This window comes from Paenibacillus sp. GCM10027627 (assembly GCF_042675505.1).
GTDB lineage: Bacteria > Bacillota > Bacilli > Paenibacillales > Paenibacillaceae > Pristimantibacillus.
Genome location: NZ_JBHTHB010000001.1, coordinates 960798 through 982162, shown reverse-complemented (window position 1 = coordinate 982162; position 21365 = coordinate 960798). Strand labels below are relative to the sequence as shown.

General features: G+C 44.3%; 19 protein-coding genes and 11 tRNA genes. 27 read left to right on the top strand and 3 right to left on the bottom strand.

Annotated features, from left to right (window positions below; translation table 11 throughout):
- The first annotated feature begins 194 nt into the window (after positions 1-194).
- Positions 195-1913: a gamma-glutamyltransferase gene (gene ggt, locus ACFQZE_RS04605; protein WP_379354112.1), complete on the top strand. Its 1719-nt coding sequence runs from the start codon at positions 195-197 to the stop codon at positions 1911-1913.
- Positions 1914-2089: 176 nt separating this feature from the next.
- Positions 2090-4138, top strand: a complete 2049-nt coding sequence (locus tag ACFQZE_RS04600; RefSeq protein ID WP_379354110.1) for a methyl-accepting chemotaxis protein — start codon at positions 2090-2092, stop codon at positions 4136-4138.
- A 109-nt stretch (positions 4139-4247) separates the two neighbouring features.
- Here the strand turns inward: ACFQZE_RS04600 and ACFQZE_RS04595 are convergent, their stop codons facing one another.
- Entirely contained in the window at positions 4248-4586 is a 339-nt protein-coding gene (locus tag ACFQZE_RS04595) for a hypothetical protein (RefSeq protein WP_379354108.1), read from the bottom strand.
- Between the two features lie 635 nt (positions 4587-5221).
- Between ACFQZE_RS04595 and ACFQZE_RS04590 the strand changes: the two genes are divergently transcribed.
- The gene (locus tag ACFQZE_RS04590; protein WP_379354106.1) at positions 5222-7837 is read left to right on the top strand and encodes a DUF4097 family beta strand repeat-containing protein; all 2616 of its coding nucleotides are present in this window, start codon (positions 5222-5224) and stop codon (positions 7835-7837) included.
- Between the two features lie 132 nt (positions 7838-7969).
- Here ACFQZE_RS04590 and ACFQZE_RS04585 read toward each other — a convergent pair whose 3' ends face one another.
- Positions 7970-9142: an alpha/beta hydrolase gene (locus ACFQZE_RS04585; protein ID WP_379354104.1), complete on the bottom strand. Its 1173-nt coding sequence runs from the start codon at positions 9140-9142 to the stop codon at positions 7970-7972.
- 123 nt (positions 9143-9265) lie between these two features.
- Between ACFQZE_RS04585 and ACFQZE_RS04580 the strand changes: the two genes are divergently transcribed.
- From ACFQZE_RS04580 to ACFQZE_RS04540, 9 genes are all read left to right on the top strand, one after another.
- A complete protein-coding gene (locus ACFQZE_RS04580) occupies positions 9266-9832 on the top strand; it encodes a TetR/AcrR family transcriptional regulator (RefSeq protein WP_379354102.1) in 567 nt (188 codons plus the stop codon).
- Between the two features lie 219 nt (positions 9833-10051).
- Positions 10052-10357, top strand: a complete 306-nt coding sequence (locus ACFQZE_RS04575; protein ID WP_379355508.1) for a PadR family transcriptional regulator — start codon at positions 10052-10054, stop codon at positions 10355-10357.
- Positions 10358-10359: 2 nt separating this feature from the next.
- On the top strand, positions 10360-10731 hold the full coding sequence (locus tag ACFQZE_RS04570) for a DUF1048 domain-containing protein (protein WP_379354100.1): 372 nt from the start codon (positions 10360-10362) through the stop codon (positions 10729-10731).
- 2 nt (positions 10732-10733) lie between these two features.
- Positions 10734-11087 (top strand): DUF1048 domain-containing protein, encoded by a 354-nt coding sequence (locus ACFQZE_RS04565; RefSeq protein WP_379354098.1) that lies wholly within the window; start codon positions 10734-10736, stop codon positions 11085-11087.
- Complete coding sequence (locus ACFQZE_RS04560) at positions 11084-11845, top strand: ABC transporter ATP-binding protein (RefSeq protein ID WP_379354096.1); 762 nt, start codon at positions 11084-11086, stop codon at positions 11843-11845. The genes ACFQZE_RS04565 and ACFQZE_RS04560 overlap by 4 nt, the downstream gene beginning before the upstream one ends.
- Positions 11846-12625, top strand: a complete 780-nt coding sequence (locus ACFQZE_RS04555) for an ABC transporter permease (RefSeq protein WP_379354093.1) — start codon at positions 11846-11848, stop codon at positions 12623-12625. It begins immediately after the preceding gene.
- Positions 12559-12732 carry a cysteine-rich KTR domain-containing protein gene (locus ACFQZE_RS04550; RefSeq protein ID WP_446785845.1) on the top strand — a complete coding sequence of 58 codons (174 nt, stop codon included), beginning with the start codon at positions 12559-12561 and terminating at the stop codon, positions 12730-12732. The genes ACFQZE_RS04555 and ACFQZE_RS04550 overlap by 67 nt, the downstream gene beginning before the upstream one ends.
- 69 nt (positions 12733-12801) lie before the next feature.
- On the top strand, positions 12802-14034 hold the full coding sequence (locus ACFQZE_RS04545; protein WP_379354091.1) for a serine hydrolase domain-containing protein: 1233 nt from the start codon (positions 12802-12804) through the stop codon (positions 14032-14034).
- Between the two features lie 314 nt (positions 14035-14348).
- On the top strand, positions 14349-14705 hold the full coding sequence (locus ACFQZE_RS04540; RefSeq protein ID WP_379354089.1) for a winged helix-turn-helix transcriptional regulator: 357 nt from the start codon (positions 14349-14351) through the stop codon (positions 14703-14705).
- Between the two features lie 92 nt (positions 14706-14797).
- Here the strand turns inward: ACFQZE_RS04540 and ACFQZE_RS04535 are convergent, their stop codons facing one another.
- Entirely contained in the window at positions 14798-15361 is a 564-nt protein-coding gene (locus tag ACFQZE_RS04535; protein WP_379354087.1) for an NAD(P)H-dependent oxidoreductase, read from the bottom strand.
- Between the two features lie 1558 nt (positions 15362-16919).
- On the opposite strand from ACFQZE_RS04535, the gene ACFQZE_RS04530 reads away from it, so the two are divergent.
- From ACFQZE_RS04530 to ACFQZE_RS04460, 15 genes are all read left to right on the top strand, one after another.
- Positions 16920-16995 (top strand) — tRNA-Glu (locus ACFQZE_RS04530).
- 88 nt (positions 16996-17083) lie between these two features.
- Positions 17084-17157, top strand: a tRNA-Pro gene (locus ACFQZE_RS04525).
- Between the two features lie 64 nt (positions 17158-17221).
- Positions 17222-17297 (top strand) — tRNA-His (locus tag ACFQZE_RS04520).
- Between the two features lie 6 nt (positions 17298-17303).
- A tRNA-Gln gene (locus ACFQZE_RS04515) sits at positions 17304-17377 on the top strand.
- A gap of 1 nt (position 17378) precedes the next feature.
- Positions 17379-17461 (top strand) — tRNA-Leu (locus ACFQZE_RS04510).
- Positions 17462-17470: 9 nt separating this feature from the next.
- Positions 17471-17556: transfer RNA gene (locus ACFQZE_RS04505), tRNA-Tyr, on the top strand.
- Positions 17557-17559: 3 nt separating this feature from the next.
- A tRNA-Pro gene (locus tag ACFQZE_RS04500) sits at positions 17560-17636 on the top strand.
- Between the two features lie 10 nt (positions 17637-17646).
- Positions 17647-17724, top strand: a tRNA-Glu gene (locus ACFQZE_RS04495).
- A gap of 4 nt (positions 17725-17728) precedes the next feature.
- Positions 17729-17802, top strand: a tRNA-Asp gene (locus ACFQZE_RS04490).
- A 6-nt stretch (positions 17803-17808) separates the two neighbouring features.
- Positions 17809-17882: transfer RNA gene (locus ACFQZE_RS04485), tRNA-Ile, on the top strand.
- 11 nt (positions 17883-17893) lie between these two features.
- Positions 17894-17967 (top strand) — tRNA-Asn (locus ACFQZE_RS04480).
- A gap of 178 nt (positions 17968-18145) precedes the next feature.
- Positions 18146-18697, top strand: coding sequence for a ribonuclease H-like YkuK family protein (locus ACFQZE_RS04475; RefSeq protein WP_379354085.1), 552 nt, complete (start codon positions 18146-18148; stop codon positions 18695-18697).
- A gap of 319 nt (positions 18698-19016) precedes the next feature.
- A complete protein-coding gene (locus tag ACFQZE_RS04470) occupies positions 19017-19619 on the top strand; it encodes a TetR/AcrR family transcriptional regulator (protein WP_379354083.1) in 603 nt (200 codons plus the stop codon).
- Between the two features lie 5 nt (positions 19620-19624).
- Positions 19625-20371, top strand: a complete 747-nt coding sequence (map, locus tag ACFQZE_RS04465; protein WP_379354080.1) for a type I methionyl aminopeptidase — start codon at positions 19625-19627, stop codon at positions 20369-20371.
- Positions 20372-20542: 171 nt separating this feature from the next.
- Positions 20543-21328: an ankyrin repeat domain-containing protein gene (locus tag ACFQZE_RS04460; RefSeq protein WP_379354078.1), complete on the top strand. Its 786-nt coding sequence runs from the start codon at positions 20543-20545 to the stop codon at positions 21326-21328.
- Positions 21329-21365 lie beyond the last annotated feature (37 nt).

Here is a 21365-nt window from a genome sequence, read left to right as displayed (position 1 = left end):
GGGTTGTTATTGCTATTTGCATGATCATATGATCATAGACTAATAGATAAAATGGTAAAAAAGTTGCGTAACATGCGTACTTTTTACCATGCACAATGAAAACGAGTTGTCCCTTTAAAGGGGGTGGTACATATAGGGACTGGTTCTGCCAAGCAAGAAACTTACATCATGAATACATATTAAGGAGGAAAAACATGCGTACTACTATGAAAAAATGGTCAATCTTGTTAGTGTCAACAGTGATGTGCTTTTCCATTTATGGGGCATCTGCTGGTGCAGCTAATCGTCCAACGACGATGGCGCCGAACGGAATCGTTACAACACCACATTATTTAGCTTCTGCTGCAGCTCTTGAGGTGCTTGAAGAGGGTGGTAATGCGGTTGATGCAGCGATTGCTGCACAGGCGACACTTGCGGTTGTATATCCTCAATACACAGGTATTGGCGGAGATGCATTCTGGCTTGTTTACAACGCAAAGACGAAAGAGCTTAAAGCGTTGAATGCAAGCGGTCGTTCCGGTGAGAAGACAACAATTGACTTTTACAAAAATAAGGGCTACGACAAAATTCCTTCTCGCGGCTACTTGGCAGCCAACACAGTTCCTGGCACAGTTTCAGGCTGGGGCGAAGCTTACAAATATGCAGAAAAAACGATGAAATTGTCCATGGATTGGGATGACTTGATGGAGCGCGCAATCCATTATGCGGAAAAAGGATATCCTGTAACGCCTAACCAAGAAAGATGGACCATTTCTGCTATCGATCCGACGGATAAAGAGTTAAAAGATTTGGGACGTTTTAAAACGTTCAGCGAAGTGTTTTTGAAAAAGGACGGTACGCCTTACAAAACAGGCGAAATGATGGTGCAAAAGGATTTGGCAAATACGTTGAAACGTATTGCTAAAAACGGCGCTAGTGAATTTTATAAAGGGGAGACAGGCAAAAAGATCGCTGCAGACATCCAAGCAAACGGCGGCTCCCTGACTCATAAAGATTTCATCGACCACAAAGCGGACTGGGTAAAACCAATCTCGGTCGACTATCGTGGCTACAAAGCTTACAACGTTCCACCGAACTCTCAAGGTATGGCTTCCCTGTCGATCTTGAACATTTTGAACAACTTTGACCTGAAAAAAATGGGCGAGGGTACAGCTGACTACTACCATGTAATGGTTGAAGCTACAAAGCAAGCTTTTGCCGATCGTGACAAATGGTTGACTGACCCAGACTTCGTTAAGATTCCAGTTGATGAGCTGTTGTCTAAAGAGCACGGCAAAAAGCTCGCTGCACGCATCGATATGAACAAAGCAGCTGAGAACGTGAAGCCGCTTGATCCAAAAGGCGACACAGTATGGCTCGGCATCGTTGATAAAGACGGCAACGCTGTATCGGTTATCCAAAGTCATTACTTTGACTGGGGTGCAGGCGTAGTTGCAAAAGGTACAGGCGTTCTATTGCAAAACCGTGGCAGCTTCTTCTCCTTGGATCCAAACCACATTAATGACTTGGAGCCTAAGAAGCGCACATTCCATACGCTCAACCCGGCTATGTTGATGAAAAACGGCAAGCCGTATATGCTTTACGGTACTCAAGGCGGAGAGGGACAACCTCAAACACAAGCAGCACTCGTTACTCGTTTTGTCGACTTTGGCATGACAGTTCAAGATGCAATTGAAGCACCAAGATGGCTGCATGGCCGTAACTGGGGTGAGTCTGTCAACGGATTAAGAATGGAAGGACGTGTCCCGCAATCCGTTATGGATGAATTGATACGTCGTGGCCATCCTGTGAAAAAGATTGACGACTACACGGACCAAGTAGGTCAATCCGGTATGGTTGTCATCGATCCGGTTTCAAACGTTAAGTTTGCTGGAGCTGACCCGCGTGGTGAAGGCGCGGCATTGGGCTACTAAACTTTTTAAGGCATAATTAATTCCAAATACGTATGAAGAGGTTGTCAAAAAAGCAGTTATGATTAATTGCTTTGGCGACCTCTTCACCATGCTCGAATTCGTCTAACGCGACAAGGAAAGAAGGCAGTGATCGATTTAACGCCATAAATCTGTTTACCAAATGGAGGTATGAAGTAATGAAGGAACCTGTCAAACCAAATAAGAAGGTTGCATCGGCAGCTGCTTTAGTGGGCAAGGCGTTTAAAGGTAAGCTTAAAAATCGATTAATAGCTTGGTTTCTTGTCGTCTCCCTTATTCCCCTTGTCCTTACCTCAATATTCGTATATAGCACAGCTTCAACTAAATTGATTGAGAAACAAAGTGATGCTTACGTTTCGCTTGTGAAAAGCCGGGCTGAAATGATGGATCAATATTTTAAAGAACGTATGAGCGAAATGCGGGTTCTCGCATCTACAACTGATATTCGTACAGAAGATACGACAGCTAAGATGACGTTCATTCAAAGTTTAAAAGAGAACGCTCCTCACTATGACGGCAACACGTTTATCGGTATGGATGGCCTTGTGAAAGCAGATACCTTTGAAAAGAGTGTCGGCATTGATTTAGGAATGCGGCCTTTCTTCCAAAACGCAATGCAAGGGAAAGAATCCTATACAGACGTTATTTTAGCGAAAACGACAGGCCAACGCTCCATCATTGTAGCCGTACCTGTCAAGCAAGCGGATGGAAAAGTGACGGGTGCCTTGACTGGACTTGTCAATTTTGAAAATTTCACCAATGAAATCTTTAAAACTCTGTACATTGATAATGGGGTAGGGTATCCGATCGTCGTAGACAATCTTGGGAAGATTCAACTCCACAAAAATAAAGAATTAATTGGAAAGACGGCCGAAGAAGCGAAATTGACGGCAGGACTAGTGAATATTTTGGGTCAAAAGAAGACGGAAGCAACGTCTTTTAACTACTCCGATGCTGGGAAAAAATATATGGTTGCGTATGCTCCAGTTCCAACCGCAGGCTATAACATTTACATGCACATTCCAGAAAGCACGATCACATCGGCGGTTTCTTCTATTAAATGGACGGTGTTCATTATCGTAGTTGCCGTATCTTTGATCGTTATCCTTCTTGCCTACTTTATCGCGCAGCAGATTACACGTCCGATCGTTGCGGTTGCAGAAGCAGCGGAACGTGTATCTAACGGCGATTTGAATCAAGAGGAACTAGCTGTGAAGTCGAGTGATGAAGTCGGCAAGCTGACAAGTGCTGTCAATACGATGATTCGTACGCTGCGTCAGTTTATTCAACAAGTAAGTCGCACAGCTGAAAATGTAGCGATATCGGCAGAGGAACTGTCTGCGAATGCGGAGCATACGAGCAAGGCGACGGAACACATTGCCATGTCGATTCAAGAAGTGGCAGATGGTTCGGAGCAGCAAGTACATAACGTAGAGGAAAGCGTTCGTTCCATTCATCAAGTCGCTGAAGGAGTTCAGCAAATATCAAACAACGCTCAAAGTGTTGCTCATTCTGCTTTGAACGCTTCGGAAAGCGCAGATATGGGTCACCGTAAACTACAATCGGTTATGCAGCAAATGCAATCGATACAAAATACCGTTAATACGATCAATAGTACCGTGAAGCAGCTTGGACAACGTTCGGCAGCTATCGATAATATCGTGCAAGTTATCTCCGGTATTGCGGCGCAAACGAACTTGCTGGCGCTTAATGCTGCAATTGAGGCGGCACGTGCCGGTGAGCATGGACGCGGCTTTGCAGTCGTAGCAGGCGAGGTGCGCAAACTATCCGAGCAATCGGCTCAATCAACGGAACAGATTGCTGAATTGCTTGCTTCTATTCAGAACGAGACGGGGATAGCGATTGTATCGATAGAAGAGGGTACGCGCGAGGTGGCGATTGGTATGGATGTCGTGAACCAAGCGGGTGCAGCGTTTACGGAAATACTTGAATCGGTTCAGCAAGTTGCTGCGCAAATTCAAGAAGTAACTTCTTATTCGATCCAGATGAACAGCAACACGGAAAATGCGGTTGAGCAAGTGAATGTCATTACCGAAATTGCAGGGCGCTCAGCAGAAGGTACACAAAATGTATCGGCTGCAACAGAGGAGCAGCTAGCGGCAATGGAGCAGGTTAGCGCTTCGGCAAACTCGCTCGCACAGATGGCAGAGGATTTGCAATCGTATTTGCGACAATTTAAAGTGTAAAAAGGCAGGGGGCGATCAGCCCCCTTTTGCGTACTTGAAGTTTTTGCGTCATTTCATGAAAACCCCCTCCAACGAGCATGGAGGGGGTTTGGCATTTTTACATACTTAATTAATAGAATGCAAGGTTAATGGATGCAACATAAGTCCAAGCATTTGGAGTGACATAGAGCGTGTATGTATCGTAAGGAAGATTGTTTAAGCTGCCGCTGGACGGTCCGCCAATCGAAGAAGAAAACACGGTAACGCCAGCGCTGTTTTTCACATGATATTGATACCACAAAACGGGTCCGTACTCTGGAGGAGCGTCGGTACGGGCATCAATGTGAATCGCTAATCTCCCTTGGCCTGTAATGGATTTTGAATACGCTGATGCAGAAGCGGACGACACAGGTATAATGGCAAAAACTAAAGCTAAGAGCAACATAAAAGGCACTAATTTTTTCTTCATCGTCACACAACCCTTTTCTTATAAATTTTTAAAACGCTGCAAAACCTCCTTAAATCCCCCTCTCATCACTGGAAATCATATACACTAAGTTTGTGCAAGAACAAGATATCATTTTAATTCTACGGATGAAAATAGTACCAAGCTATCATTTAGTCATATAATAGTTTCGATCTCCTTTTGACAAAAGTAGAGTTGAATCGTTTTAATTATGCTATTTTCAACTAATAGTAAGGCTTTTCTGTTAAAATCGACCCTCTTTTTATAGATAAATAGGCTTACTCACAGTTTAAGGAGCTTGTTACATAAGGAGGGATGCGTCGCATTTGCTTATGGCTTCTTTTTAAACGGTTTGCCATAAGGCTGAATAAATAATGAAAGGTACCCTAAGCAGGGTGCCTTTTTTTGTGCTGCTGGCGAAGCTGTACAAATACAAGTTCCGATTTCTTAAGCTTTGATCACTCATCTTGTATTTTATCGATGGAGGATTGAGGCAACGGATAAATTCGAACACACGGCCTAAAGAAAAAAATGCACAAAATAGAAATTATATAACTTATATCCTAATAGTATACAAATTTCCATAAATGAATGTATGATCTCGTTGTATCTAAATATTACCAATCAGGAGGGGTTTTATGAAAGCGTGTTCATTCATTCTTGTGGTGGTCCTCTTTTTTACCTCAATCTTTATTGCTCCCGATTTTGCCTCTGCCAAGCAATTACCGATCTCTCAGAACAACATCACACAATTAGTTATTACTTCTTCAATCAACAAACTTACCGTTCGGGGCAATGCTAATGCAACATCTATAAATGCACAATTAACAACTGTAAATAATTTGAATAACATGGACTTTAGCTTAACTCAAGATTTGGATATCGCCTATTTAACAATAAATTCAAAGCCTGAAAACAATGAAGTCATCGATTTATTCGTTACTGTACCGCCAACTTTAGAGATCGAAATTATGGATGAAAAAAGCATTCTTGAATTACATGATCTTTCTGGAGATGTATCGATTACGGACAATGAAAATGACATTTTTATCAAAAATATAAGCGATCTGTCCATCACAGACAAATCAGGCGATATAAAAGTGAATAATATCGACCTCTTGGATACTCCAAGTTTCAATCAAGCCTTAGAGATAGAAGACGGCTCGGGCCGTATCGACTTAACCAACATTAATACTTCCGTAGAAATTCTCGATAGATCGGGCCCTATTTTTGTAAACGGAGTCCGCGGCAGTGTGGAGGTTTTCGATGATGCCGGCCATATCCATATTAAAAATGTTAAACAAAAGGTTCTGATTAACGATGGCTCCGGTGATATAAATGTAGAAAAAGTCGGCGGTTTGATTCTTGAAGAAACGGGATCTGGAAACGTCACCTACGATAAAGAGCTTCCTGTTCCTTCTACTCCTACCTCCCAAATGTATGAAGGCATTTATATCCAAAAAGACGGCAGTGAAAAAACGGCATTCCCTTCGCCATCACCAATTGATGTAGAGCCGAATTCAAGCGTAGTCATTTCAATTTCAAACTTTAGAAACTCAACTTTCGATGATGTTCATTTTGACACAGACTCAAGCTCACTTATTCCTAGTTTAATTGGCAATGTAGGGGAAGGGGCATCCGTTACTATTAATATTGATAATAGCGCCAATATAGAGCTTTTGAATACTCTTATTGTGGGAGAAAAAAACTACGATGATAACGGGAATATAACTGAAGATTTATCGTCTATAGAGCCAGCTTTAATTAAAGACCTAATTATAGGGACGATTGCTTCTAATAGTAAAGTGAATGTAAATATCCATAATTCAGCAAATGTTACGTTGGCCAACCCAAATTCTTTATTGCATATTGGTGGTGGGAGCTTGATTGAAAGCGTTATAAACGTACCTGATTCAGGTTCCACTACAATTAGCTCTAAAGAAATTAATGTTAACATTACTGAAAGCGCTAACATTAAATCGGTATCGGGTGCAGTTAACGGGATGCTTAGAATATATAAAGGACAATTAATTAATGAAATTGTAGATGGAAGAGTCATATCGAATAGTAAAATAAACATCACGTTCAATAAATCATGTAACGTATCATCCATATCTACTACCATTATAGACGGTGAATTAATTGATGAAGCCATCGACTCTGAAGACATTAAGACAAGTAAAATCGAAGTGAAATTTGTAGAAAGCGCAAATGTGAATACACTAACGACGTTAAAAGTGGAAGATGGTGAATTAATCGACGAATCCATCGACTCCGAAGACATTGAATCAAGTGAAATTGAAGTGGAATTTGTGGATACGGGGAATGTTAATACGCTTACCAAGGTAAGTGTAGATGATGGTGAACTTATTGATGAAATGTTAGATATGGAAAATCTTTCTGCTTCAACGATAGATGTCAGTATATTAAGGACTGCAAATGTGAATAGTCCCGTACTAACTATTTATGAAGGAGAATTAGTGGATGAAATTTTAGATGGGGAAGGGTATTACACTTCAACTGTTCGAATCGATTTCAATGCTTCTTCAAATTTTTATGGAAAACAGTTAGTTATTGAAGAAGGCGAATTGATTGACGAGGCCATGGATAGTGAAATTTCTAAATCTTCTATTATAAAAATAAGTCTGAATAACACTGGAAACGTAGATAGTGAACTTTTAAAAATTACCGAAGGTGAACTGATTGATGAAACGGTAGATATTGAAGATGATTTTACCCATACCATTATGGATCTTACAATCACTTCATCCGCTAAAGTAACTGGAAAAAAACTTGAAATTATTGGCGGTGAGTTAGTTGATGAGGTTGTCGATGCGGCTAATGGAATCGGAAGCAGCGTGAATATTGTTATAAACGATACGGGAAACTTCTCCAAAAAGGGGGCTGGGTTGAGCGAGGTTCTAATTACAGATGGCGAATTGATGGATGAGATTTTGGATGTAAGTGATTCGATTTCTTTATCAAATGGAAGCATAAGAATTGAATCAACAGGAAATATAATGACTGATCGAGCTATTCTAAAAGACGCCCAGCTCATGGATGAAATAGTTGATGCATCTTATGTCAGGGGTAGTGCGCTTTTTGTAAGCGCTACCAACTCGGCTAACGCTAAAACACCTTCGCTAACTCTTCTAGAGGATAGTATTTTATTGCCGCCAATTGATATTGACACCATGGAACATTCAAATGTGATTTATAATGTAATAAATTCTGGAGTTCAAATCTCCCAATAAGGACCCTTAACCCGAAAAAACGGTCTGCTTCCGCAAGGCCGGTTTTTCAATTTATTTGAATGGTATTGCCGTCCCGTACTACTTTGCGCCATTTGTGCTAATGTCGTTTCAACAGCAATTTGGAAGCTTTAGCTAATTGGCATACTTATTTAGAAATTCAGTTGCAGCATGGCGTGAGATTTGCGAACCTAAGCTGCCAGGAGCTGCATCAAAAAAGTGATCGTTGTAGGGAATGGTTACAAATACATGAGGAACGTTATTTGATTTTAACAATTCGGCGAAAGCGACTTGACCGCTGTAGGGCAGTAGATGATCGTTTTTTCCAACGAGCAGCAATGTCGGCGGTGTGTCCTTTTGGATATGCTCTCCAATATTGATAGCATCATAGGCTTCCGGTTTTTCTAAAGGTGAGCCGCCAATATATGCGCCAAGAAATGTTTCGCCATCCATTCCAAAAAAATGAGTCCCCTCATTCCATAACGTGGTCATGTCCTGAGCGGGATACACAGCTATGACTGCTTTTGGAGTGTACAGTTTTCCGGGTTCATAGGCTTTCAAGGTGCCATCGTTTATTCCATACGCGACCTGCAAGGCTAGGCTCCCGCCCGCCGATGAGCCGGCAATTAGCAATTTATCCATATCGACTCCATATTGGCTTGCATGTTGGCCGATCCACACAATTGCAGTGGCAATATCCGGTGCGGCTTTGTCCCATGTAACATAGCCAGGGGTGGCTAAGCGATAATCCACATCAAAAACGACGTACCCTCGGTCTACATAAAATTTCGTCCAGGATGGGGATTGATTGCGTGTGCCCGAAACAAAGCCGCCACCGTGAATCAAAACGATCGGAGTGCGCTTATTTAAGGCCGACCCACTAGGCAACGAAATATCCATAAACAACTCCTTGCCGTCTACTGTTGAATAAAGAATAGATTTACTGGAATCCGGTTTTCCCATATCCACACGGATTTTCAGATTGTCTGCCCAAGATATTTGAACATGTTGTTGATGGGCAACTTCTAGTATTTTCAGTACCGGAATGCTGAAGCCAATGAAACAGATGATTGCACCAATCATGGCCAATAAACCTTGCCGCTTTCCCCCAAGCTTCATAGTCCAAATTGAGAGCAAACCAAGCACGACAGCTGCTATAACCAATTGCAACGAAAACAGGGACATAGAGATTGTACCTAACTCGCCAATATAAGGTATGCTTGGGATATGCACTCCTGCAAGAAGCAGGAGAAGAAGAAATAGAAATACAAAATTAAATCCGGATAAAATGTTTGTTTTCCAATCCATAGAGGCTCTCCTTTCAAAATCGTAATTCTTAATTTTATATATTAACGTGTATACAAAACGTAACAAGAGTTAGATACCTTGATAAAGTTAGATAGTCTACAGTTTTAGGGGGAGTGTAGCGAAATGTTAAAAAGAAAAGAGGATTTAAGGTCGCAACGAACGAAAACACATTTAACTAAAGCTCTGTTATCGTTGATAAATGACAATCAGCACAAATTTGAAGCCATAACGGTAAACATGATTTGTGAAGTCGCTATGGTTCACAGAACGACATTTTATAAGTATTTTGAGGATAAGTACCACTTGCTCCACTTTTGCGTGGAATCGATGCAGCATAAGTTTGAACAATATACACCCAAAGAACATTTGGTCAAGCCATTTCATTGTATGGTTGGTGCTTGGGACTATAAGCTTTCTTTGACAATCCTTGAATGTCTCGAAACTTCGCCATATTTTAAGAGTTCTTTTGGCAATCGGATGAAGGATACATTGTACAATGACTTATGTTCGATGGAGCAAAATGGAATAACTATCCCCATGCCAAAGGAAGTTTTGCTCGAAATCGTGGGCAATGCGATATTGGGTCTTGCTAAATGGTGGATCCAAAATGATTTTGAAATCACGTCTGAAGAAATGGACGGTTATTATAACGTAGTCATTAACACGTCCATATTTGAAATCGATTGTTAACGGAGAACTTCCGTTCAATAAAACAGCGGCAGTTTAGGACTTTATTTTGTGGTCCTTGACTGCCGCTGTTTCCATTTCAAAAAAATTTAAAAAAACGCTTTGACAAATAAGCTACTTCGTATTACTATATAGTTGTAGTAAGTAATACTAAATACCAGTAATACTGAATACCAGTGATACAGAATAGCAGGGGTGATGCTGTTGGAAAACTTAACGGAAATGCTCAAAGGGGCGCTTGAGGGCTGCGTTCTTGAAATTATAAGCCGCAAAGAAACGTACGGCTACGAAATTACGCGGCAGCTGAACGCCCTCGGCTTTACAGATGTTGTGGATGGAACGGTGTACACCATCCTGATCCGGCTCGAAAAAAACAGGTTGGTGGAGATTGCCAAGAAACCGTCTGACATAGGGCCGCCGCGAAAGTTTTTTGCACTTAGCGATGCGGGGCGTGAGGAACTGGGCAGGTTTTGGGGAAAGTGGAATTTTGTCTCGTTAAAAATTAACCAATTAAAGGAGGAGCAATAACTATGCTTGATTCGATTATTAAATTGATAATTGGCGACTTGGAAGAAAAACAGGGCTATAAGCGATTGATGAAGCGGATTGATGCTTTGCCGAAGGATTATCAGTTTGCATTTCGCAAAATTCAACATTATATGTTTAGCGTTGGTTCCCCTGTCGGTGATACGACGCTCTTTACAGACTTGACGATGTTTGCGAATTTAGTAGATTTATTTGAAGCAAGCGCGGCAGAAGGCAGAGAGGTTCTTGAGGTGATAGGCAGCGATGTCGGCAAGTTTAGCGATGAGTTTATGCGGGCTTCGGTCACTACTTCAGAAACGCTGCGAGAAAAACTTAACCGAGAAGTTTCGGAAAGATTTAATAAGGAGGGGCAATAACGATGCTGGAACTCATCAAAAAAGTGATCGGGGTTAAAAAAGAGTATAAGGAGCAATTGGCAAGGGCAGAAGCGCTGCCTGAAGACTATCGGTTCGTATTTGAAAAAATTCATGGATATATGTGGAATTTTGCGGGTGGAGACGGCTCTGACATGTTGAAGGCTCAGCACCAATTGATAGAGTTGTTTGAAGCCAGCGCGGCGGACGGCAAGCATGTTCTCGATGTGACGGGCGAAAATGTTGTCGGGTTTTGCGACGAGTTTTTGCGCGATACGAAGAAGTGGACCGATAACTTCAGCAATAAATTAAACCGCGACATGATGAACAAACTCGGAATGGGGAGCGATTCTATATGAAAGATATCGTAATTCAAGTAAAGGGTTTAAGAAAATCCTTCAAGACCATGGAAGTTCTTAAGGGAGTAGATTTCGAGGTGCGGCGCGGCGAAATTTTTGCCCTGCTCGGCTCAAACGGCGCAGGCAAAACAACGACGGTCAATATCCTCTCGACGCTTCTAAAGCCTGACGGCGGCGGAGCAAACGTTGGCGGCTTTGACGTCATGCGTCAGCCGGACAAAGTACGTGGAAAGATCAGCCTAACTGGACAGTTTGCTGCCGTGGACGGCATGCTCACCGGGCGCGAAAACCTTATGCTAATCGCTAAGTTGAGGCATATCCACAATCCTATAGAAACCGCCGACAGTCTACTTGAACGTTTCGGGTTGAAAGACGCGGCGAATAAAAGGGCAGCCTCCTACTCCGGCGGAATGACGCGCAGACTAGACATCGCGATGAGCTTAATCGGGGCGCCCGCCGTTATTTTCCTCGACGAGCCTACGACGGGGCTTGATCCGGAAGCGCGGCTTGAGGTTTGGAAAACGGTCAAAGGACTTGCCGATAGCGGCACAACGATTCTGCTAACGACGCAATATTTAGAAGAAGCGGAACAGCTCGCCGACCAAATCGCCATCCTGCACGGCGGGAAAATAATTGCAAACGGGACACTCGCAGAGCTTAAAAACCAGTTCCCGCCTGCCAAAGTGGAATATATTGAAAAGCAGCCGACACTAGAGGAAATCTTCCTTGCGATTATCGGCAAAAAGGAGAGAAACTAAATGAAAAGCAACACAGGCGTTTTGTTCGGGCGTTTAATGCGTCATATCCTTCGCAGTCCAGACACGATTATTACGGTCGCGATCACACCGATTGCAATTATGCTAATGTTTGTTTATGTATTCGGCGGCTCAGTAAAAGCGGGTATTGCCGAAAGTATGAATATTGCTGTGAGTGAAGTGAGTTATGTGAATTACCTGCTGCCAGGCATATTGCTAATTGCCGTTGCGTCAGGTATAGCCTACACCGCAGTGCGGGTATTTGATGATATGCAAAAGGGGCTTTTCGCAAGGTTTCATTCCATGCCAATCAGTCGTTCATCCGTGCTGTGGGGGCATGTTCTGACTTCTCTTGTGTCGAACACCATTACGATCGTTTTAATATTCGGCGTCGCGCTCATTATGGGTTTTCGCTCCAGTGCGGGACTATTGGAGTGGCTTGCAGTAGCGGGAATACTGGCGTTGTTTACGCTGGCGCTGACTTGGCTTGCGGTTCTGCCTGGCCTAACGGCCAAAACGATGGAGGGAGCGACAGCGTTCTCATACCCTTTGATTTTCTTGCCTATGATCAGTTCTGCCTTTGCTCCAACCGAAACAATGCCCAAAGTCGTTCGTGCATTCGCGGAAAATCAGCCCGTAACTTCAATTGTCGATACGGTACGCTCTCTGCTGAGCTCCGAGCCTGTCGGTAACGACATCTGGATTGCTCTCGCTTGGTGTTTAGGATTGCTCATCGTTGCCTACCTGTTTGCGATGCGCGCATACAATCGGAAAGCAGCTTAAACTTTCCGCTATTTTGTCCCAAATGCAAACAGGAAACGATCATCAATGTAAAACAACTAAATATTTCAGTAATCAAAGAGCCAGACGCTAAAACGCAGAGCCGATAACCGTGATGTAATTACAGTTGCCGGCTCTTTTTTTTCAATAATTAGAATGAAGGAGAGAGAGGTAAACATATGAAAACGACGAGGCATAGCAATAAAGGCTTTTCCGAAACAGGGCTTCGCCGAATGCGCGACGTACTGGCACGGCATGTAGAGTCCGGGAAAATTCCTGGGCTCGTCGCTCTGGTCAGCCGCGGCGGCCAGACGCATGTCGAAGCAATCGGGACGATGCGTCATGACGGTGGCGCACCGATGAGCCGCGACACGATTTTCCGGATGGCGTCAACGTCCAAGCCAGTCACAATGGCGGCGGTAATGATCCTGCTCGATGAGTGCCGACTGCGGTTGGATGACCCGGTAGATCCATGGCTGCCCGAACTAGCCAACCGGCAGGTGTTGAAACGGCCCGACGGCCCGCTGGATGAGACTTTGCCGGCTAGGCGTCCGATCACCGTTCGGGACCTGCTGACCTCAACGTTTGGGCTTGGAGTGGATTTCGATTTGCTAGACTCCCCGATCAGAGCCGCGACTTATGAGAAAACCGATTATAGCATTGCATCCGGGCCAGCACCCGGTCCGGATGAATGGATGCGCCGGCTAGGCGAGCTGCCGCTGTCGTACCAGCCCGGGGAACGTTGGCAGTATGACCTCAGCAACGAAGTGCTTTGCGTACTCGTCGCCAGAGTAACGGGCCAGCCGTTGGATACGTTTCTGCGTGAACGCATCCTCGATCCGCTCGGGATGAAGGACACTGGTTACTATGTGCCAGCCAGCAAGATCGACCGGTTGCCGCCCCTCTATGGTCCCGATCCGCAGACAGGGGAGTTCATCGTGTGGGACGAAGCGGCAGGCGGACGAACTAGTCAACCTCCCGTGTTCCAGGGCTGTATGCTGGTTTCTACCGTCGACGACTATTGCGCCTACTTCCAGATGCTGCTGAATTACGGGATGCACGGGAGCGAACGGATCTTGTCCCGTCCCGCCGTCGAGCTGATGACTACCAATTGCCTCACGCCTGAGCAACAAGCTGCCCGGGACGCCATGTATAGGAACATCGCCCACTTGTCGTCCGGCCTCGGGTTGCACGGCGGCTGGGGTTTCGGGATGGCGGTGCGCACTTATCACAGCAACTACGCTCCCATCGGGCAGTTCGGCTGGGACGGCGGAACCGGCACCACCGTCTACGCAGACAAGGCAAATCAGCTCACCGGAATTCTGCTCACGCAGGTAGGGATGTCCACAGCTGATTCGACCCGGGCTATCCACGATTTCTGGACCACGGTCTACCAGGCAATAGAGGACTGATATGAAGCCTCGCCTGTAAAAACATTCACACAGTGCCCTTACTATGATAAGATTAAATGGTAATTACTGGCCCCGCCCAGCCAATCGGCCAAGCGGGGTTTTTGACTTTACAAGTCTTGTTCCTGAGATAGATATGTAAGCAGTGCGACTATATTGGGCACTTTTCCTTCCAATATCCAAGTGTTTTCCGATTCACAAGATAGCGGGAGGTTGCTCGAAGAGCTGGCGATTGTGATAAGAGACAGATTTTAAAAATTGACGAAGCCTTGCAAGCTAGTATGGCTCTAAACCTTAGGGATAGGAGAGTGAATGCGTTGCGTGATACTTGTGTTCCGAGTGGTGTGCCGCTAAAAGACACTGGCTTCGGATATACGTTGTCCATAGTAAGCGGCAAATATAAAAAGATCATTTTGTATTGGCTATCGGAAAATAAAGTAATGAGGTTTAACGAACTAAAACGATGTATCGGTTCGATCACCTTTAAAACACTCAGCGTCATGCTAAAAGAGCTGGAGGCGGATGGGATCATTATACGCGAAGAATTTCCGCAAGTTCCTCCAAAGGTGGAGTACTCATTATCTCAACGTGGCTTATCTCTCATGCCGCTTCTAAATATGATGTGCGAGTGGGGAGAACAAAATATGCCGCCAAAAGAGATCGTAGAGCAATAGGAATAGCAATGAGGAATGTGCAAGAAGCATCTCCCTTAAAGGAGGAGATACTTCTATTTGTTTGCGTATCATAATTAATGCGTTAAGGGCATCTACATATTATCGATAAAATGCAAATAGTTTTGAACGCTCTTTATCACTTGGTTATCAGATTTTTCGTTTTCCGACCCTGGCACATTTTCTCCTGCTTTGTCTTCATTCCCATAAACAGCGAAGATCGAACGATAGTTTGCTTTACAGTATAGAAAAGTCGTCTCGAAAGACACCAACATTTGTTCTAACGTGTATCGGTATCGCCCATGTTCGCTATAGTTTTCTTTTTTGATTCCTGCGGAGACGCCGAGTGCGACTTTGCGGTTTTTTAATTTGTCGCCTGCGGAGCCATAAGCCCAGCCATATGACAATACCTCGTCAAACCATTTTTTAAGGAGGGGAGGACAATTAAACCAATATATAGGGAACTGAAAAACGAGGTTGCCATGCGATTCTACTAACGTTTGTTCTTTTTCTACGTCAATATTTCCATCGGGGTAAACTTTATGCAATTCGTGAACCGTATATTTTTCCGGATATTTTTGCAATTCCTCTACCCACCGTTTGTTTGTTACAGACGTTTCCAAGCTTGGGTGCGCCACGATAATAAGCGTTTTTGTCATATGAATGTTCCTCCTTCTTAATTATTTTGAGTATAAAAGAAACATTCCAATGATGTAAGTACGCACTTTCATTACAGGTACTGTTGTAAAAGTAAGTGTCAGCACCACTCTAATTGTGCGGGAGAATGTGTGCGGATATGACTGGACAAGGATAAAGATAACATAAATATAATTATGTAACTTTTTCGGGAATTAGGGTAGTCTTTTTTTGAAACAGCGCTTCAGATACTTATTTCACGACATTGTTTACGTTTCGCTGGATTTGCTGCCGTTTGTGATTTGGGCGGAACATACCTTCGAAGATTTTTGAAATACGCTGAAAGTCTTTTTTATATACAATATCGTGAATATTCATTCAACGATCTCTTACCCGCGAGAGCAAGAAGAGAACATCTTGGCCGGAGCTTTGAGGAATATAATAGAGCAACACATTCTTTCAGAAAAAAAGAGATATTTCTGGTCGATCAACACATAAAAGATAACAACTATACTTTGATATTATTGGATAAAATGAGATTCTTCCGCTCCAGAAGGCCATTCCCTCGATCTAATTTTTGATGAGATTTATCTCTGCATGAAGAGTGGGAATTGATACTAGAACCAGCACCACGAGAGCAATTGGCGAAGTGATAAAAATGAATAAAAATGCAACTGGCTGTTAAAGACCTTTATGAACACCGAGCGTCCAATCAATATAAAGACCATTTGAATGATTGCTTATAAGGAGATCAGCAAAGTCTTCACAGTGACAAAAATCGCAAGCAAATAAATTTCCAAAAAGTTCTTGACATATGGAAATACCTGAGTTTATGATTAGGGACATCAAAACAAACTAACCGAGTGAGGAGGGAAAACGATATGTGGAAAATTAACGGCATTGATCAGCATTTTAACAATCAGCCGAAAGGGTGCGAGTATGATGAGCAACCTTTATTTGAACATATCGCGATCCCAAACTCCCCTAATATGCGGTAGTTTCTTGAGGTGCAATGTATCGCCCTCATTAACACGCAAAGGGTTGTCTGGATCGTGCAACATACGATCAGGCAACCTTTTTTTGTTTGAAAACACAAAAACATTTTAGAAAAAAAGGTTTGACAGGAAAAAATAGAATGTGATACGATGCGAAACATGAAACTAAAGGAAGGAGGAAGCTAAGATGAAAATTGACGAGATTAAGTTGTATCCAGAGGATCATAAACAGCATCAGTTACCCGAGTTTTATCCGAATCCGAACGGACAATGCTTCGAATTCATCCAACTTCAAATCAGTGCCCTTTACGCAAAGCTATGTCGGAAATATTGGTTTCGCCAAGAGATTTGTCTGCAGTATTGTTGCAGCTAAACGGCTTGGTCGTGAACTTAATACTATCCACGCGTAAAGGCTACTCTCAAAGTGGCCTTTCTTCATGCCCAGTGAAGAAAGGAACGTTGATGGTGCCTTTTTATTTCGCCTACAAAACAGAACGTATGTTCTGTGAATGCATTTGTGGTGAAGAAGGCTAAACGCAAAGATTATTAAAGCCTTTAACACAACGGCTTAAATCTCATTAAGCATGGCGGCATGGTGAAGCGGAAAACACACTGCTCTTTCACAGCAGGATACGCCAGTTCGAATCTGGCTGTCGTCACCAATAATATTAAGGATGGGACGATATCAAATAGTCTGCCGATTATTCGTCGGACAACAGGTGGCGGTTCAAGTCCGCTCCTATCCACCATCGGGGTATAGCTCAGTTTGGTAGAGCACGTATTTTGGGCATACGAGGCCGCAGGTTCGAGTCCTGCTGCTCCGATTAACATTTTTGCAGTCGGAAAAGCCGAGTTTTTAGCGGTTCAAACCCGCTTCTGACCGTTATGGAGATCGTGGTGAAATGGATAACACGTCGGGTTGTGGCCCCGATACGAGCCAGTTCGATTCTGGTCGATCTCCCCAAATTATTGCCCCTTAGCCAAGCGGAAAGGCACCGGTCTTTGACTCCGTGATCCCTGGTTCGAATCCAGGAGGGGTAGCCATGCGGTTGTGATGGAATGGCAGACATGCGGGACTTAAACCCCCGCGAGCGAAAGCTCATGTGAGTTCAAGTCTCACCAACCGCACTACTATTTGAGAGGATAGCAAAGAGACTAAATGCAGCCGGCTGTAACCCGGCTCCCTTCGGGGTTCGGCGGTTCAAATCCGTCTCCTCTCACCATATCGGGATGTAGTTCAGTTTGGTAGAACGCTAGTTTTGGGAACTAGTCGTCGTCGGTTCAAATCCGGCCATCCGGACCAAAACTTTTACGGCGTGGTGGTGAAATTGGTTTAACACACCGGTCTTTCAAGCCGGGATTTGCGGGTTCAAGCCCCGTCCACGTCACCATAATGATTCCATAGTTCAGTTGGCTAGAACGCTGCATGGTCAGTGCAGAAGTCAGGGGTTCGAGTCCCCTTGGGACCGTCATATGTTTGCGTAGCTCAGACAGGTAGAGCACCGGCCTGATAAGCTGGAGGTCAATGGTTCAATTCCATTCGTAAACATCAAACTTTATAGGGATATAGCCAAGCGGTAAGGCATCCGACTGTTCATCGGCGAGCACAGGTTCGAATCCTGTTTCCCCTACCAACAGAGTGCTATTCGTAGAATAGCTATCCTACATAAAAAGGAGATGCGGTTCATCGCCAGACGCTCCGCACCTCCGCAATTGCTTTCCCGATCATTAATGCTTTGATTATGTGAATAGAAAGGAAGAGGACCCGTTGAGGTACAGGTGATTATGATGAAAAGGAATCCGAGAATACCATTGATTCACAACATGGAATTCATGAACACAACCGAAAGCAGGATGGAGATTGACACCGTCTTCTCTCGCATCGAGGGCTTCTTAAAGCAAGAGCCGCATGCAAATTACAATCTGATTATTGGTACGGATGGGCACGTCCACCGTGGGTTTACCAAAATGATCACGGGTATCATTATTCGTCGTGAGAATAGAGGAGCTTGGGCATGCTACCGCCAAGTTATCATTCCTCGCGAGATTACATCGGTACGCGATAAACTATCCACTGAAACCAGCCTTAGCGAAGAAATTGCATGTTATTTTGATGAACAGAAGCGGGGCCAATTAGAAGATATTCTTCTACCTTATGTGTACCATGGAGCTGCTCTCGATCATTTCATTCATATCGATGCCGGACGAGATAAGTCGGTCAGTAAAACGGCGCTTTATGTATCTGAAATGGTGGATCGAGTTGAATCTCTCGGTTGGCTTCCTGTCATAAAACCTGATTCCTACGGAGCATCTTCCTACGCGGATCGCTTTTCAAAAAGCAACAAAATTCCTTTGATCTTTTAAACAAGGAAAAGGGGCTTACTTCATCAGTAAGCTTCTTTATACATAATATGCGATTGAGAATGTCCTTTTTTTGTGCAGTAATGTAGAGGGATTAGAGGGAATGGTTTCGTTTTCAATGCTTATAGGGATGCATCTTGGCTCTATAAAAGACTCGTTGTTATCGTTTTTAGGGAGGGGGTGTGTAAATGTTTCAAACATTTATATGTGCTGGATAAGCCTTATCCGAAATAACTGGAGAATCGAAGTTCTTGATTCTAACTTCTAAATGATGTATATTTATTTTATATTGACATTACAGTAGGTCAAAAAAGGAGAAGCCATGTCGCCACGTACCAAGGAACAGAATGATGCGATCCGAGAAATGCGGATGAACCAAATTATGCAAGCGGCAGCGGAAGTATATTTGGAGAAGGGCATTCAATTGGAAATACGCGATGTTGCGGTCAAGGCAGAGCTCGGTTACGGAACCGTGTATCATTATTACAAAAATAAGCTCATGCTTTTGGAAGATTTACTGTGGGATGCCCTGAATCGAACGGAGTCGGCAGTGCTGCCTGCATGGACCGGGGACGGGTCTAGCTTATTTAAAGCAGAGTCGTTTTCCAAGTTGCTCTTGGGGAAATGTATCGACGATTCTTCCGTCTTTATTTTGCTAAAAACGGTTGCGGATAACTTTCATCAATTCCCGGGAAACCGGTTTATTAAATTGTTTGACGATTTTCAGAGACGAATCTATTTGCCGTTTGTAGATTTAGTTCGTGGAGGATTCGATTCCAAATCACCAGAGAAAACAGCTAATCTCATATTTGGTTCGCTTGTTGGCTGCATAGCACTGAACATCCACCATAATATGCGGAATGAGTTGGATGCGGAAGGGATCGTCCGTATGATTTTTGCGGGCATACAGTCAAAGGAGAGATAAATGGAATGGTCATCCTGAAATCGAAAACTGAAATCGAAGAGATGAGAAAAGCTGGCCAAATTGTCGCTGCTTTTCACCATGCAATCGCAGGAATGATCCAGCCAGGTGTAACGACGCTTGATATCGAGTCGTTCGCGGTCCGGTTTCTGAAGGAACATGGCGCCAAGGCTTATACGATAGGCTATAACGGATATCCATTTGCTACATGTGCGTCTATCAACGACGTCATTGCACATGGTTTTCCGAATCGGAAGCCGCTCAAGGAAGGCGACATCGTCAAAATTGACATTGTCGCGGAAGCGGATGGCTGGATTGGGGATTCCGCTTGGTGTTATGCGGTCGGCGAGGTGTCTGAAGAAGCTCGTAATTTGATGCGGGTAACGAAAGAATGCTTATATCTTGGTATCGAAAAATCTGTCGTTGGAAACCGGATTGGAGATGTGATGCATGCGGTTCAAACCCATGCCGAACGAAACGGATTCTCGGTGGTTCGCGATCTGCTCGGCCATGGGGTAGGGAGGGAGATGCATGAGGAGCCTAGTTATGCCCACATTGGGAATCCGGGCAAAGGGTTCCGATTGAAGGAAGGAATGGTTTTTACAATCGAGCCGATGCTAAATGCCGGAAAAGCGTTCATGACGATTGACGGCGACGGCTGGACTGCCAGAACTGCTGACGGATCGCTTTCCGCACAGTACGAGCATACGGTCGCCATTACTGCAGACGGCCCGATTATATTGACCGCACAATAATTTTATCCAATAAACAGCGACAGCCAAGGACAAGGAAACTATGTTTTTGGCAGCCGCTGTTTCTTTTTTGGACTCCTTCTAAATTATTTGAAGTTTTTTTGTTGCGAGGTTCTCTGCATTATTTTGCTATAATTAGCATTAGTAAATTCAGGACAATAGTTGTAAGGAGGGATGAAGATAGTGGTCATTTCTGAAAATGAGCCTTATGCGCTAATCTTGATTGAGGCAATCCGCACCGGCGATGTCCAAAGATTGCAGAAGCTGCTCACCGACAATCCAGGACTAGCTGTGACCAGACTTATAGGAAGCGATAAAGGCAACGGTTACGTGTCGCGTACGCTGCTGCATGTAGCTGCCGACTGGCCCGGCCATTTTCCAAATGGTGCAGCTACGGTGGCCGCATTGGTCAAAGCTGGCGCTGAAGTGAACGCTCGAATTGCTGGCCCTCATGTCGAGACACCTCTTCATTGGGCTGCGAGCAACGATGATATTGAGGTGCTAGACGCACTTCTTGAAGCTGGCGCTGATATTGAGGCGCCCGGTGCGGTCATCGCCGGTGGAACACCGCTGGACGACGCAGTCGCGTTTGGGCAGTGGGGAGCTGCACATCGGCTGGTTGAGCGCGGCGCAAGTTTTTCTCTTTGGCATGCGGCCGCGCTTGGACTGTTGGATGATATGGAAGCCCACTTTAACGGGACCACACTTTCAAGGAGATATCCGTGGGGAGCCGAGTACAATCCACTCCCGAATGAAGTTGTCGTCGCCTTCTGGTGCGCTTGCCATGGCGGACAGCGGCAATCAGCCGAATATTTGCTCGAACGAGGGGCTGAACTGAACTGGATTTCCGTGTGGGACGGCCTAACCCCATTGGAAGCAGCACAACGAAGCGCTGCAGGAGATTTGGTTCAATGGCTGCAAAACCGGGGAGCTAAATCCGCCAAAGAACTGCATCCTTAAAACATTAACATTTGAAGGTTCTCTCCAATTAGCTATA

Excerpts from the sequence above, each read along its gene's own strand:
- ACFQZE_RS04575 (WP_379355508.1), top strand. The coding sequence starts at position 10,052 with ATGCTCAAAGGGGCGCTTGAGGGCTGCGTTCTTGAAATTATAAGCCGC.
- ACFQZE_RS04535 (WP_379354087.1), bottom strand. The coding sequence starts at position 15,361 with ATGACAAAAACGCTTATTATCGTGGCGCACCCAAGCTTGGAAACGTCT.
- ACFQZE_RS04565 (WP_379354098.1), top strand. The coding sequence starts at position 10,734 with ATGCTGGAACTCATCAAAAAAGTGATCGGGGTTAAAAAAGAGTATAAG.
- ACFQZE_RS04585 (WP_379354104.1), bottom strand. The coding sequence starts at position 9,142 with ATGGATTGGAAAACAAACATTTTATCCGGATTTAATTTTGTATTTCTA.
- map (WP_379354080.1), top strand. The coding sequence starts at position 19,625 with ATGGTCATCCTGAAATCGAAAACTGAAATCGAAGAGATGAGAAAAGCT.
- ACFQZE_RS04555 (WP_379354093.1), top strand. The coding sequence starts at position 11,846 with ATGAAAAGCAACACAGGCGTTTTGTTCGGGCGTTTAATGCGTCATATC.
- ACFQZE_RS04560 (WP_379354096.1), top strand. The coding sequence starts at position 11,084 with ATGAAAGATATCGTAATTCAAGTAAAGGGTTTAAGAAAATCCTTCAAG.
- ACFQZE_RS04460 (WP_379354078.1), top strand. The coding sequence starts at position 20,543 with ATGAAGATAGTGGTCATTTCTGAAAATGAGCCTTATGCGCTAATCTTG.
- ACFQZE_RS04470 (WP_379354083.1), top strand. The coding sequence starts at position 19,017 with ATGTCGCCACGTACCAAGGAACAGAATGATGCGATCCGAGAAATGCGG.
- ggt (WP_379354112.1), top strand. The coding sequence starts at position 195 with ATGCGTACTACTATGAAAAAATGGTCAATCTTGTTAGTGTCAACAGTG.
- ACFQZE_RS04570 (WP_379354100.1), top strand. The coding sequence starts at position 10,360 with ATGCTTGATTCGATTATTAAATTGATAATTGGCGACTTGGAAGAAAAA.
- ACFQZE_RS04590 (WP_379354106.1), top strand. The coding sequence starts at position 5,222 with ATGAAAGCGTGTTCATTCATTCTTGTGGTGGTCCTCTTTTTTACCTCA.
- ACFQZE_RS04580 (WP_379354102.1), top strand. The coding sequence starts at position 9,266 with ATGTTAAAAAGAAAAGAGGATTTAAGGTCGCAACGAACGAAAACACAT.
- ACFQZE_RS04600 (WP_379354110.1), top strand. The coding sequence starts at position 2,090 with ATGAAGGAACCTGTCAAACCAAATAAGAAGGTTGCATCGGCAGCTGCT.
- ACFQZE_RS04595 (WP_379354108.1), bottom strand. The coding sequence starts at position 4,586 with ATGAAGAAAAAATTAGTGCCTTTTATGTTGCTCTTAGCTTTAGTTTTT.
- ACFQZE_RS04545 (WP_379354091.1), top strand. The coding sequence starts at position 12,802 with ATGAAAACGACGAGGCATAGCAATAAAGGCTTTTCCGAAACAGGGCTT.